The sequence below is a fragment of the Collinsella sp. AF05-9 genome, assembly GCF_003465595.1.
Lineage (GTDB): Bacteria > Actinomycetota > Coriobacteriia > Coriobacteriales > Coriobacteriaceae > Collinsella.
In genome coordinates this window covers 1-13,479 of record NZ_QSBB01000043.1, presented here as the reverse complement: position 1 = coordinate 13,479, position 13,479 = coordinate 1, and the positions used below count along the sequence as shown (strand labels likewise).

General features: G+C 60.9%; 10 protein-coding genes. 7 read left to right on the top strand and 3 right to left on the bottom strand.

Translation table 11 applies throughout. The features are described 5' to 3' along the window. The first annotated feature begins 206 nt into the window (after positions 1 to 206). Positions 207 to 878: a response regulator transcription factor gene (locus DWV43_RS09200; protein ID WP_117564915.1), complete on the top strand. Its 672-nt coding sequence runs from the start codon at positions 207 to 209 to the stop codon at positions 876 to 878. A gap of 9 nt (positions 879 to 887) precedes the next feature. Then, entirely contained in the window at positions 888 to 1,931 is a 1,044-nt protein-coding gene (locus DWV43_RS09195; RefSeq protein ID WP_117818251.1) for a sensor histidine kinase, read from the top strand. Positions 1,932 to 2,153: 222 nt separating this feature from the next. On the opposite strand, the gene DWV43_RS09190 is transcribed toward DWV43_RS09195, so the two are convergent. After that, a complete protein-coding gene (locus DWV43_RS09190; protein ID WP_006235921.1) occupies positions 2,154 to 2,591 on the bottom strand; it encodes a universal stress protein in 438 nt (145 codons plus the stop codon). 248 nt (positions 2,592 to 2,839) lie between these two features. Between DWV43_RS09190 and DWV43_RS09185 the strand changes: the two genes are divergently transcribed. Together DWV43_RS09185 and DWV43_RS09180 are read left to right on the top strand one after the other, a co-directional pair. Next, positions 2,840 to 3,820 carry an undecaprenyl-diphosphate phosphatase gene (locus tag DWV43_RS09185; RefSeq protein WP_117769929.1) on the top strand — a complete coding sequence of 327 codons (981 nt, stop codon included), beginning with the start codon at positions 2,840 to 2,842 and terminating at the stop codon, positions 3,818 to 3,820. A 357-nt stretch (positions 3,821 to 4,177) separates the two neighbouring features. Then, complete coding sequence (locus DWV43_RS09180) at positions 4,178 to 7,078, top strand: ATP-dependent helicase (protein ID WP_117769928.1); 2,901 nt, start codon at positions 4,178 to 4,180, stop codon at positions 7,076 to 7,078. Positions 7,079 to 7,359: 281 nt separating this feature from the next. On the opposite strand, the gene DWV43_RS09175 is transcribed toward DWV43_RS09180, so the two are convergent. Continuing rightward, positions 7,360 to 8,292 carry a type I phosphomannose isomerase catalytic subunit gene (locus DWV43_RS09175; RefSeq protein ID WP_369832345.1) on the bottom strand — a complete coding sequence of 311 codons (933 nt, stop codon included), beginning with the start codon at positions 8,290 to 8,292 and terminating at the stop codon, positions 7,360 to 7,362. A gap of 72 nt (positions 8,293 to 8,364) precedes the next feature. Then, the gene (locus tag DWV43_RS09170) at positions 8,365 to 9,084 is read right to left on the bottom strand and encodes a GntR family transcriptional regulator (RefSeq protein WP_117637077.1); all 720 of its coding nucleotides are present in this window, start codon (positions 9,082 to 9,084) and stop codon (positions 8,365 to 8,367) included. 340 nt (positions 9,085 to 9,424) lie between these two features. On the opposite strand from DWV43_RS09170, the gene DWV43_RS09165 reads away from it, so the two are divergent. The 3 genes from DWV43_RS09165 to nhaA all read left to right on the top strand — a co-directional run bounded on the left by DWV43_RS09165 (position 9,425) and on the right by nhaA (position 13,087). Next, complete coding sequence (locus DWV43_RS09165; RefSeq protein WP_233539252.1) at positions 9,425 to 10,378, top strand: ROK family protein; 954 nt, start codon at positions 9,425 to 9,427, stop codon at positions 10,376 to 10,378. A 159-nt stretch (positions 10,379 to 10,537) separates the two neighbouring features. Next, positions 10,538 to 11,461, top strand: coding sequence for a manganese-dependent inorganic pyrophosphatase (locus DWV43_RS09160; protein ID WP_055251253.1), 924 nt, complete (start codon positions 10,538 to 10,540; stop codon positions 11,459 to 11,461). A gap of 267 nt (positions 11,462 to 11,728) precedes the next feature. Then, entirely contained in the window at positions 11,729 to 13,087 is a 1,359-nt protein-coding gene (nhaA, locus tag DWV43_RS09155) for a Na+/H+ antiporter NhaA (protein WP_117646236.1), read from the top strand. Positions 13,088 to 13,479 lie beyond the last annotated feature (392 nt).

Below are 13,479 nucleotides of genomic sequence, written 5' to 3'. Positions count from 1 at the left end.
GCAACGGAAAAGAGCCGCCCTTTCGGACGACTCAAACTGTAATGGGGATTAAAGAATCATTTTGGTTCCCGCCACCGCTGCGAGTGCGAGGCGGACAAAACGCCCCCGCTCGCGAACAATTCTGTCACCTTGGCGACGTGCGTGGCGCGCACCTGCAGTTTCGCAGCCATAATGGTGGCAAGACAATCAAGAGGGGAGCGGAATCCATGGCGCTAATCTATATCGTTGAGGACGACGAGCCCATTCGTCGTGAGCTTGTCGACATCCTTGCCCGCGCCGGGTTTGAAATCGAGGCCTGCGAATCGTTCGAGCATGTCTCGCGCGATATTCTCGCCGCCGCGCCCGATCTGGTGCTGCTCGACCTCACGCTTCCCGTCAAGGACGGCCAGCATATCTGCCACGAGGTTCGCCGCGAATCCGAGGTCCCCATCATCGTCCTCACGTCGCGCACGACCGAGATCGACGAGGTCATGGCCATGACGCTCGGCGCGGACGACTTTGTTCCCAAGCCCTATAGCGCGCGCGTGCTCGTGGCGCGCATCAACGCACTGCTGCGTCGCACCGCGGCGTCAGGCGAGCGCAGCACGCTCGTCCACAAGGGGCTGGAGCTCGACCTCGCCCGCTCTATGGTCACCAACACGGCGACCGGCGACAGCACCGAGCTCACCAAAAATGAGCTGCGCATTCTCTCGCTGCTCCTGAGCCGCGCGGGCAAGATCGTCTCGCGCTCGGCCATCATGCAGGACCTGTGGGACTCCGACGCCTTCGTGGACGACAATACGCTCACCGTCAACATCAACCGCCTGCGCACCACGCTCGAAAAAATCGGCATCAAGGGGTATTTGACGACGCATCGCGGCCAAGGCTATTCGGTCTAGGGGCCGGCTATGTCGTTTGGCAAGTTCTTTAAAGATGCACTGCTTCCCGTCGCCGTGTGGACGTGCGGCGTGCTGCTGAGCTGCTTTGTGCTGACGGTCGCCGGCGCACCCGTTTCTATCGTGGTCGTGGCGGTCGGCGTATCCTTTATCTTCGGTATGCTCGGCATCGTGATCGAGTACGCTCGCCGTCGCCGTTTTCTGCGTCAGTTGGAGCGCGCGGCAGAGGAGCTCGAGAGTCCCGCATGGGTGCAGGAGATGGTGCAATGCCCAACCTATGCCGAGGGCGAGCTCGAGTACGAGGTCCTGTGCCGGGTGGGCAAAGCCGCCTGCGACGAGGTTGCCGAGGGCCGGCGTCAGACCGAAGACTATCGCGACTATATCGAGAGCTGGGTCCACGAGGCCAAGCTGCCCCTGGCGGCGGCTCACCTGATTCTGGAAAACCTGGACGGCAGCGAAGACGACCTGTCGCGCGTAGATGATCTCGGTCGCGAGCTTGCCCGCGTGGAGCGCTATATTGACCAGGCGCTGTACTATGCGCGCTCGGAAGTCGTGGAGCGCGACTACCTGATTCGTCGCTGGGACCTTAAGACCTTGGTGACGGGTGCGATTAAAGCCAACGCCCGCGAGCTCATCGCGGCGCACGTGGCTCCGGTGTGCGAGAACCTCGACTTCGAGGTCTTCACCGACGAAAAATGGCTCGAATTTATCCTGGGCCAGCTCATTCAGAACAGCATTAAATATGCGTGCGAGGACGGCGCGAAGATCGTGTTTTCGGGCGCATTGCTGGACGAGGGCTTGGCGAGCGAACGTATCGAGCTCACCGTCGCGGACAACGGCTGCGGCGTGAGCGCGGCCGACCTGCCGCGCGTGTTCGAGAAGGGCTTTACCGGCGACAACGGCCGCACCACCAAGCGCGCAACGGGCATCGGCCTCTACCTGGTGGCGCGCCTGTGCTCCAAGATGGGCATCGACGTCACCGCGGCATCCGACTCCGGCGAAGGCTTTGTCGTAACATTCGCGTTTTCAACGAATAAGTTTCAATATTTCGAGTAACGCAACGCGGCAGACGCCCACCCAAACAAAAACGTGCAGCCCAAACAAAACGTGCCACCCCAAACGGGGCGGCACGCTATCTTTTATCAGCCAACTCGCTGAAGTAAGGCTGCGAAGGCCGCGGGGCCGGGAGGGGTTTCCTAAGGGCACATCCCGCAGCCGCAACGCGGCGAGGACGTGCCCGTGGAAACCCCGCAGGCCCCGCGGCCGGTGGGAGCAACGCTACTTCACGACCAAAATGTCGCAGTCCGTATTGCGCAGCAGGAACGTCGAAATCGAACCCAGCAGCGCATACTTGATCGAGGACAGGCCGCGGGCGCCGCAGAGCACCAGGTCGGGCTTGACCACGTCGAGCATCTCGTCTTTGAGCGTCTCACGAATACGGCCGGCGCGAATCATGACTTCGACCTCGGGAATGTCGGGATTGGCCTTGGCCTCTTCGAGCTGCTTGGCGATGGAGTTCTTAAATGCCTCCTCTAGGCCGTTGACCAGATCGACCGGATAGGAACCGGCGCTCTCGAGCGCCGTGGAATCGATAACGTGGCCGATGATTAGCTTGGCGCCGTTGTTCGCGGCGACCTTGATGGCGCGTGCGAGCACAAAATCCTGCTGTTCAGTACCGTCGAGTGAAACAAATACCTTGGTGTAGCCCTCGTTCATGGTTTCCTCCTTGGTCTATCGCACGGGCGCGGGGCTCGTGCATCGGGCGGGCGCGGGCGCGTTGGCCGCCGGACACTTTATCTTGTTGCAGTTATACCCAAGGATTTGGGTTTGACCGCTCGCAATTCTGTGAACGGGCGAGTTTTTTGGTAAGGGTAGGCGCAGGCGCGCCGCCAACGGTTGATAATGGGACATCGCCCGCACCGTCCGCAGAACAATATCGGCGGGTGTCTAACGAGGGGGTCCCTTTGGATATCATCGAGCTTTTTAAATCTGCCTTCATGGGCCTGGTCGAGGGCATCACCGAATGGCTGCCCGTTTCGTCGACGGGTCACATGATCTTGGTGGACGAGTTCGTCAAGATGAACGTGAGCGAGACGTTCTGGAATATGTTCCTGGTCGTGATTCAGCTCGGCGCCATTTTGGCCGTCTGTGTGCTGTTCTTCCATGAGCTCAATCCCTTCTCGCCCAGCAAGGGTAAGGAGGGCCGTCGCGACACCTGGGTGCTGTGGGGCAAGATTGTGCTCGGCTGCATTCCTGCGGCGGCGATCGGCCTGCCGCTCAACGACTGGATGGAGGAGCATTTCTACAATGCTCCCGTCGTGGCGCTGGCGCTCATTGTGTACGGCGTGCTGTTTATCGTGATCGAGAACTGGCGCGCGAGCAAGCGCGAGGAAATGGCCGTTGCCGGTTCGTTTGGTTCGCGTGCTGTGGCGTCGGGTGGACGTCCCACCGGTGCGCACTTTGCGGCGCCCGCCGCGGCTACCGCTGAGGATGAGGGCGATGATGAGAATCTGGACTTTGGCTCCATCGCCACGCTCGAGGACCTGAGCTGGAAGACTGCGCTGGGTATTGGCTGCTTCCAGGTGCTTTCGCTGGTGCCTGGTACGTCTCGCTCCGGTTCTACCATCATCGGTGGCCTGCTTTTGGGCTGCACGCGTTCGGTGGCGTCCAAGTTCACGTTCTTCCTGGCCATCCCTGTCATGTTTGGCGCGAGTGCGCTCAAGCTGGTCAAGTACTTCATCAAGGGCGGCACGTTCGGCGCCAACGAGGTCGCTATCTTGGGCGTGGGCTGCGTTGTTGCCTTTGTGGTTTCGCTCATCGCCATCAAGTGGCTCATGGGCTTCGTCCGCCGTCACGACTTTAAGTGCTTCGGCGTCTACCGCATCATCCTGGGCATCGTGGTGCTCGCGTACTTCTTCGTTCTGGAGCCTATGCTTGGCCTGTAACTTGGTTGACGCTGCGCGGCGGCCAGAGCGACAACTTGTCATTCAACGAGGGCGGCATGACCAAAAGGTCTATGCCGCCCTCTTTTCATGCCAATTTGTTCGCTCTGGCCGCCGCTCGCTACCGTTGCCATGACATCGGTGGCTCCGTGATTGGTGCATTGGGGGTCAGATTTCTTTGCACCAACGTGGTGCAGACCAACCTGACCCCATTGCACCAAATCTGCCGGGGCGGGCCTGACGGTGGCGCACGGAGTCGTGGTGTGATTTGCGTCGGTGTCCGCGCGGCTCGGTATACTGGTACGGCTCAAACTATGGCGCTGCCCGCAGGCGCGCCGTCCGTCAGATGAGGAGTCGCCCATGACCCAGCCCTTGCCCTGGGAAAAGAACGCCGCGGTGCCCGTGCCGCCCGCGCCGGAACCCGTGCCGCTCGATGTATACGCCGCCCCCGCTGCGCCGGAACCCGAGCTCGTCCCGCTCGACATCTACGACGCTCCCGCGCCGGCGCCCAAGCCCATCAAGCCGCTCGTCGACATCGACAGCCTCAATCCCGCCCAGCGCGAGGCGGTCCTGACCACCGAGGGCCCGTTGCTGGTGCTCGCCGGCGCCGGCTCGGGCAAGACCCGCGTCTTGACCTTCCGCATCGCACATATGCTCGGCGACTTGGGTGTTAAGCCTTGGCAGGTTCTTGCCATTACGTTTACCAACAAGGCTGCGGCAGAGATGCGCGAGCGTCTGACGGCACTCATCCCCAGCGGCACCCGTGGCATGTGGGTGTGCACCTTCCATGCCATGTGCGTGCGCATGCTGCGCGAGGACGCCGATCTGCTGGGCTACACCGGCCAGTTCACCATCTACGATGACGATGACTCAAAGCGCATGGTGCGTGACATTATGCAGGCGCTCGGCATCGAGCAAAAGCAGTTCCCCATCAACATGATCCGCAGCAAGATCAGCTCGGCCAAAAACGCCATGATCGGCCCCGAGGACATGCTCAAGAGCGCCGATAGCCCCAATGACAAAAAGGCCGCGCAGGTCTACCTGGAGCTGGAGCGCCGCCTGCGCGCCGCCAATGCGATGGACTTTGACGACCTGCTCGTGCGCACGCTCGAGCTGCTGCGCACCCGCCCCGAGGTGCTCGATAAGTACCAGGAGCGCTTCCGCTACATTAGCGTCGACGAGTATCAGGACACCAACCACGTCCAGTACGAGATCGCCAACCTGCTGGCCGCCAAGTACCAAAACCTTATGGTCGTGGGCGACGACGACCAGTCCATTTATAGCTGGCGTGGCGCCGACATCACCAATATCCTGGACTTTGAGAAGGACTTTAAAAACTGCAAGACCGTCAAGTTGGAGCAGAACTATCGCTCCACGGGTCACATCCTGAGCGCCGCCAATGCCGTGGTGCGTCACAACTCGCAGCGCAAGGACAAGCGCCTGTTTACGGCCGAGGGCGATGGCGAGAAGATTCAGGCTTTCCAGGCAAGCGACGAGCGCGACGAGGGTCGCTGGATTGCCGGCGAGATCGAGAAGCTGCATGCCAAGGGTACGAGCTACGACGATATCGCCGTGTTCTACCGCACCAACGCCCAGTCGCGTATCCTCGAAGATATGTTCCTGCGCGCGGGCGTGCCCTACAAGATCGTCGGCGGCACGCGATTCTTCGACCGCGCCGAGATCCGCGATGTCATGGCCTACCTCAAGATGATCGTGAACCCGGCCGACGAGATGAGCGTCAAGCGCGTCATCAACACGCCGCGCCGCGGCATCGGCTCCACTTCGATCCAAAAGATTGAGCAGCTGGCGCGCGACAACCGTTGCTCGTTCTTCCAGGCCTGCGAGATCGCAACAGCCGAGACGGGCATGTTTAGTGCCAAGGTGCGCAACGGCCTGTCGAGTTTTGTGGCGCTGGTGCGCGAGGGCCGTCGCATGGACGGCGAGCTCAAGGACGTCGTCGAGATGATTGTCGACAAGACGGGCCTGCTGCAGGCGTTCCGCGCCGAGGGCACCATGGAGTCCGAGAGCCGCGCCGAGAACATCCAGGAATTCCTGGGCGTCGCCGCCGAATTTGAGGAGACGCACGAGGATATCGAGGGCACGCTCGAGAGTCTAGAAGAGCTGCGCGCAGCCGGTGTTGCCGACGTGCCTGCCGGCGCCGAGTCCGAGCCCGTCGTGGTGAGTGCGCCCGCGCCCGAGCCGGGGCCGTCTGCACCGGCATCCTCGTTTGAGGCACTCGTCGGCGCTCGTGACGCCGCGGGCTCCAATCCGCTCGATAGCCTAACCGCCCCGGCGCTCTCGCCGCAGGATGCCTTGGCCGCCGCCATCGCGGGCAACGCGTATGCCGCGCCGACGGAGATGCCGGCGGGTGCCGTGCATGCCGACGAGATCGAGCGCACCTACGGCCCGCTCACCTGCAAGGCGCTGCCGGCACTCATGGAGTGGCTGGCCCTGCGCTCCGACTTGGATTCCCTGGCCGGCGAGACACATGCCATCACCATGATGACCATCCACTCCGCTAAGGGCCTGGAGTTCCCCGCGGTGTTCGTGGCCGGCATGGAGGAGGGTATCTTCCCGCACGTGCACGACTTTGGCGGTAGTGACGATCCGGGCAAGCTCGAGGAAGAGCGTCGCCTGGCCTACGTCGCCATCACGCGTGCTCGCAAGCGCCTGTTCCTGACCTATGCGGCCACGCGTCGCACTTACGGCTCGACCTCTGCCAACCCGCGCTCGCGCTTCCTCAACGAGATTCCGTTCGAGGACATCGAGTTTAGCGGCATCGGTTCTGCCGGTTTTGAGGGCACGGGCTGGGAGAAACGCGGCGACCGTCACGGCACCTTTGGCTCGGGCATGGGCTCGGATATGTATGGCGGCAAGGTGTTTGGCTCGCATACGCGCTCGACCGGCGGTTCCGGTTCGCGCGGCGGATCGAGCTTCGACGATTTCTTTGGCGGCAGCAGCTATGGGACCGAGCGCCATCGTGGGGTCTCGCCCGACGCCGGCCGTGTTGCCTCGACCTTTGGCTCGGGCGCGCCGCGAGCCAAAAAGCCGTCGTCCAAGGTGTCGCCGACGGTGGAGCGCAAGGTCGATCGCGCCAGCGCGTCGCAGGACTTTGCCGCGGGCGATACCGTGAGCCACAAGACCTTTGGCACGGGTACCGTGATCTCGGTCGCCGGAGACATGATCGAGGTGCAGTTCGAAAAAACCGGCCAGACCAAAAAGCTCATGAAGGGCTTCGCACCTATCGTCAAGCTGTCGTAATCCCAGCGGACCTGGGCGGGCGTATAGGGCAACATCGCCTGCTCGGACAGTCCTGCGCAAGACGGAGAGCACATTAAGTGCTCTCCTTTGCGTGCGGAACTCGCGATCGATGTTGCCCTATACGCCCGCCCAGGTCCTTAGATAACGCTGCTTGCGAACGTCGCTCTGCTCGTTCGCTTTTTGGTCTGGAGAGCCGGGTGGGCTGATATATAGATACGAGTAGGGGCTCCTCCGTTGATGAACGGGGGAGCCCCTTGTTTCGTTTTGGTTGTTGTTGCGACCTAGAGGTGGCTGATGATCAGTTCCATCTTGCCTTTGAGGTCAATGGAGCTGACGGTACTGGGTGCCAGCAGGTGACTGCCCTTGTGGACGGGGTCGCCGCAGACGGTGCCTTCGCCGTCGATGACCGACAGGCACATGAAGGGCCAGCGCTGCTCGAGGGTCTTGCTGCCGTCGACGCGCACGCGATCGACGGTGTAGCAGGGGTTGGACTCGAGCTCGGTCACGCCATCGACCTCGGGCGCGGTCACCGTGCCGTCGGTCGGAGCCTGAACATCAAAATCGATGCAGTCGAGGCTCTGCTCAATGTGCAGCGGGCGCAGCTTGCCGTCGGTGCCGGGACGGTCGTAGTCGTACAGGCGATAGGTCACATCGCTCGACTGCTGCGTCTCCAAAATGAGCGTGCCGGTCTTGATGGCGTGCACGGTACCGGAGTCAATCTGGAAAAAGTCGCCCTTGTGGATCGGCAGCACGTTGAGCATGTCGTTCCAGCGGCCGTCCTTGATCATCTGTGCGGCCTCACCGCGATCCTTGGCGCGCTGCCCGACGATAATCGTGGCGCCGGGCTCGCAGTCCAGGACATACCAACACTCGGTCTTGCCCAGGCTGCCGTTCTCGTGTTCGGCGGCGTACTCGTCGTTGGGATGAATCTGGATCGAAAGGTCGTCCTTGGCGTCCAGAATCTTAATGAGCAGCGGGAACTCCTTGCCCTCGCAGTTACCAAAGAGCTCGCGGTGCTCGGCCCACAGCCACGAAAGCGTGTGACCGGCGTACGGGCCCTCCGCGATCTGGCAGTCGCCGTTGGGGTGGGCCGAGATGGCCCAGCACTCACCGATGGGACCCTCGGGAATGTCGTAACCAAATACGGTTTCGAGCTGGCGGCCGCCCCAGATCTTCTCGTGGAAGATCGGCGTCAGTTTAATCAAGTCGGACATGTGCATACTCCCATAAGGTTGTGCGGGTGCCGCGTAAGACAGCTCAAAACTAGCACCCACCGGATTACAAAACTAGGCCAACGTTACGTTGTGCAGCTCAAAGCGGTCGCCTACGTTGTGCGAGATAGAATATTCAAACGCGGTACCGCTATCCAAGAAGCCAATCTGGTTGAGTTCGAGCAGGGGAGAGCCGGGTTTGGTATCCAGGCGCTCAGCCTCTTCCTCAGTTGCCGCGACAGCGCGAATGGTGCGATGGAAGCTCGAAATCTTCAGCCCGCATTGCTCGCGGATAAAGCCGTAGACCGATCCGTACAGGTCCTTCTTTTTAAGACCCGGGATCAGTTCGAGCGGCATATAGGTGTACTCGATGACGATGGGCTTCTCGTCGACCTGGCGCACGCGCACGATGTGATAGGCGAAGTCATCCTCGGCCATTCCCAGCTGGGTCGCAACCTCTGCCGGCGGATTGACGATCGAGAAATCGTAGACCACCGAGGTCACCTTTTCCCCGCGGTGCTCATACGAAAAGCCCTGGGCACGGTCGTTCTTGCCTTGAAAAAACACCTGGCCGGGAAGTCCCGCCGTGTCCTTGACGTAGGTGCCCGATCCGCGCCGGCTGGTAATAAGGCCTTCCTCGGTGATCTGCTCAATCGCTCGTTTGACGGTGATTTTGGAAACGCCATAGAGCTCACAGAACTCAACGACGGTGGGCAACTTATCGCCCGGTTTAAGTGCGCCGTCCTCGATGCTTCGACGGATATCTGCAGCTATTGCCTCGTATTTGGGAATCATGGAACCTCCTTTCCGGCTTGATTGAGTACAAACGAAAGTATAGTCCACGCCTAAGCATCCCTATTGCGTTTTTGAAAAGTTCGAGAAAGAGATAATTGAAAAACGCTTCTCTTTAACAACTAGAGCGCTTCAAATTAATATGCACTCTAATAATGTGGTATTGAGCAAATTGATTGGCTCGAGGACGGGGTTGGGCCGTTTTGCCGCCCAGCGAACCGAATTTCATGCCTTGCGTTTTCCCAGATAAAACCTGCCAAAACAAACCTGTCCCTTTTTGACAGGTTTTTGCCTGGGGAGCGGTACCATACAGGCAATGTTTAAACGAGAAAGGTGGGCTCCCATGGAACCTAAGCAGTACTATATCGGCATCGACGTTGGCGGCACTTCGGTTAAGGAAGGCCTGTTCGACGAGGACGGCAACCTGCTTGCCAAGGCCAGCGTGCCCACGCCTCCTATCGTTGACGCCGCGGGCTTTGCCGCGGTGACCGAGGCTATCGACCAGGTGGTCGCCAAGGCCCAGATTCCGCGCGCCTTTGTGGCGGGTATTGGCCTGGCCGTTCCGTGCCCCATCCCGGCATCGGGCGATGCCAAGGTCAAGGCCAACATTGCCATTAACCTGCCCGAGCTAAGAGTCGCCATTCAGGAGCACTGCCCCGACGCGGTCGTTAAGTACGAAAACGATGCCAACGCCGCTGCCATGGGCGAGGCCTGGCTCGGCTCTGCCAAGGGCGTACAGAACGTGGTGATGGTCACCATCGGTACCGGCGTGGGCGGTGGCGTTATCGTTAACGGCGACGTGGTATCGGGCGTTGTGGGTGCCGGCGGCGAGATTGGCCACATGTGCCTGAACCCCGAAGAGGAGCGCACCTGCGGCTGTGGCGGCCATGGCCATCTGGAGCAGTATTCCAGCGCCACCGGCGTGGTGAGTAACTACCTTGCCGAGTGCAAGAAGGCGGGCGTCGAGCCCATCGAGCTCACCGGGCCTTCTGATTCCAAGGACGTGTTCCAGGCCTGCCGCGAGGGTGACAAGCTCGCGCTGGCAGCTGCCGATACCATGGCCGACTATCTCGGCCGCGCCCTGGCGCTTATTGCCAACGTGGTCGATCCCGAGATGTTCCTGATCGGCGGCGGTGCTTCCGCTTCGGCCGATGTCTACCTCGACAAGGTCCGCGAGCACTTTAAGCAGTACGCGCTCTCCGCCTCGCGCGAGACGCCCATTAAGGTCGCTTCGCTCGGCAACGACGCCGGCATCATCGGTGCCGCTTACGTAGCCCTGCGCGCCGCCGGTAAATAGCTGGTGCGGGGGCAGGTGGTGAAAGGGGGACAGGCTTCGTCCCTGACCTCGCCTCAGCGCTTGCCCCAAATTGTGCCGCGACCCTTCCGTCTCATAAGGTTCGGCGTCAGCGTGCTACCATAGCTACGTCCAAGTACACATATCAAGTGGAGGATATCCATGGCAAACGTTCTTGTCTTTGGTCACCAGAACCCCGATAACGACGCCATCATGAGCGCCGTCGTCCTGTCCCAGCTGCTCAACCAGGTTGAGTATGCCGGCAACACCTACGAGGCCTGCGCCCTTGGTCAGCTTCCGGCCGAGTCCGCCAAGTTGCTCGCCGACGCCGGCATTGCCGAGCCCCGCGTGATTGATTCCGTCGAGGCCGGTCAGCTCGTCGTCCTCACCGACCACAACGAGTCTGCCCAGTCCGTCGCCGGCCTTAAGGACGCCACGGTCTTTGGTGTTGTCGATCATCACCGCATCGGCGACTTCGAGACCGCCGGCCCGCTGCACTACATCTGCCTGCCCTGGGGCTCCAGCTGCACCATCGTCACCAAGCTCGCCGGCGTGCTCGGCGTTGAGCTTTCCGACGTCCAGGCCAAGCTGCTGCTCTCGGCCATGATGACCGACACGCTCATGCTCAAGAGCCCCACCACCACCGATGTCGACCGCGCCGTTGCCGCCAAGCTCGGCGAGCAGGTGGGCGTCGACCCGGTCAAGTTTGGCATGGAGGTCTTCCTCACCCGTCCGTCCGGCTCCTTCACCGCAGCCGAGATGGTCGGCAACGACATCAAGATGTTCGAGCCCGCTGGCAAGAAGCTGCTCATCGGCCAGTACGAGACCGTCGACAAGAGCCGCGCACTCGGCATGATCGACGAGATCCGCGAGGCCATGCGCGCCTACGCCGCCGAGAAGGGCGCCGACGGCATTGTCCTGTGCATCACCGACATCATGGAGGAGGGCTCGCAGGTCCTGCTCGAGGGCGAGACCGAGGCTGCTCAGAAGGGCCTGGGCATTGCTGACGAGCACGACGGCGTCTGGATGCCGGGTGTCCTTTCCCGTAAGAAGCAGGTCGCTGCCCCCATTATGGCCGCCTGCTAGGTTTAGTTGACCAAACGCCACGACCGGATCGCGGACGCCCCGCGCTCCGGTCGTTTTTTGTGCACGTCGCCGCGTCGTCTCTTGGACAGGCGTGCCTGTGCCGTTGAGCAAATAATGTTCAACCTGTGGTTCCGCTTTTCGGCCGCGCTTGCGCGCTTGTCGCGCAGGGTAGGCTAGATGCAAGCGTAATACGTTAGAGCGCGGCGCCGCCATCTGGGCGGGCCGTGCTTTTTTAAGACGGGAGCTTTCCCGTGAAAGGAGCCGCCCATGGCAGCAACTGAGCAGCTGTTCAATGTTCGTGAGCGCAAGCGCTTTGAACGTCACGACATCTGGGAGCGCATTGCCGAGAACGGCACCATTTCTGCCGCCGTCATGGTGATCGCCGCCATCGCCGCCGTCATCTGCGCCAATACCGATGCCTACGAGGCCATCCATCACTTTTTGGAGACCCCGCTGTATGTGGGTCTGGGCAACCTTACGGCTGGTCTCACCGTTGAGCTTTTCGTCAACGACTTCCTCATGGCGATTTTCTTTTTGTTGGTGGGCATTGAGCTTAAGTACGAGATGACGGTCGGCGAGCTCAAGAATCCGCGTCAGGCCATGCTTCCCATGTTGGCGGCCGTGGGCGGCGTCGTCGTTCCCGCCTGCATCTACCTGATCTTTAACCATGCCGGCGCCCGCAACGGTTGGGCCATCCCCATGGCAACCGATATTGCCTTTGCGCTGGGCGTGCTGTCGCTTTTGGGCAATCGCGTGCCCAACGGCGTGCGCGTGTTCTTCTCGACGCTCGCCATCGCCGACGACCTGATCTCCATCGCCGCCATCGCCATCTTCTACGGTCAGAGCCCCAATCCGTTTTGGTTGGGCGCCGCCGCGCTTGTGACCTGCGCGCTCGTGTGGCTTAACAAGACGCAGCATTACCGCCTTGCCCCGTATTCGGTACTGGGGCTGCTGCTGTGGTTCTGCATGTTCAAGAGCGGCGTACATGCCACGCTTGCTGGCGTCATCTTGGCCTTTACCATCCCGGCCAAGTGTGGCGTCAAGCTCGATAGCCTCACCGATTGGCTGGGCGAGTGCCTGCCGCTGCTCGATGACCGCTACGATGATGAGGCACACATCCTGGGCCAGCATGACTTTACCGTCTCGACAACCAAGGTCGAGCGCGTCATGCACCGCGTGACCCCGCCGCTTATCCGCATGGAGCGTCTGATCTCCACGCCGGTCAACTTTGTGATCCTGCCGATCTTTGCGTTCGTAAACGCTCAGGTTCGTTTAGTGGGCGTGGACATGAGCACGCTGCTCACCGATCCGGTGACGCTCGGCGTGTACTTTGGCATGCTGCTGGGCAAGCCGATCGGCATCTTTGGTATGACGTTTGCCCTGGTTAAGCTTAAGGCCTGCGAGCTGCCGCACAATGTCAACTGGCACATGATTGCCGGCGTGGGCATTCTGGGCGGTATCGGCTTTACCATGTCGATTCTCATCAGCGGCCTTGCCTTCCCGACGGCCCAGTTTGAGGTTCTTGCAGCCAAGGCCGCTATTCTCGCCGGTTCGGTCACCGCAGCCGTGCTCGGCATGATCTACATGAGCGTGGTCTGCAAGCATCCCTCGCCCAAAGACGAGTAAGAGCGCGAAAACCGGCTCCAGAACCGATTCGGGCGCGTTCAAAATGCGGATTCGGGCGGTGCTTGCCGCCTGCCAGACACGCCAGTGGTCAAAAAACGCCGTTTGTGAGTACTGTCACAAACGGCGTATCATTTTAGGTGCGGAAAATAATGAACAAAGTTATAAGAACTGTACGTTAATGAGTGACCATCGACTTCCAATTTGGCGCTAGCTGACGGTGATTAGGAAGTTTCAAGTCGAGTTTTGCCGATTTCGACCAAGAATCGCTGCTACTAAAAAGGTAACAGTACTCATATTTGCCCTTTTTTGGCCACAAGCTCTAAAACAAGCCTCGCCAAGGGGTAGCGCGCAGAGATGTGGTGTAAGAGGCGGGGCATGCCCCGCCTCCGCCC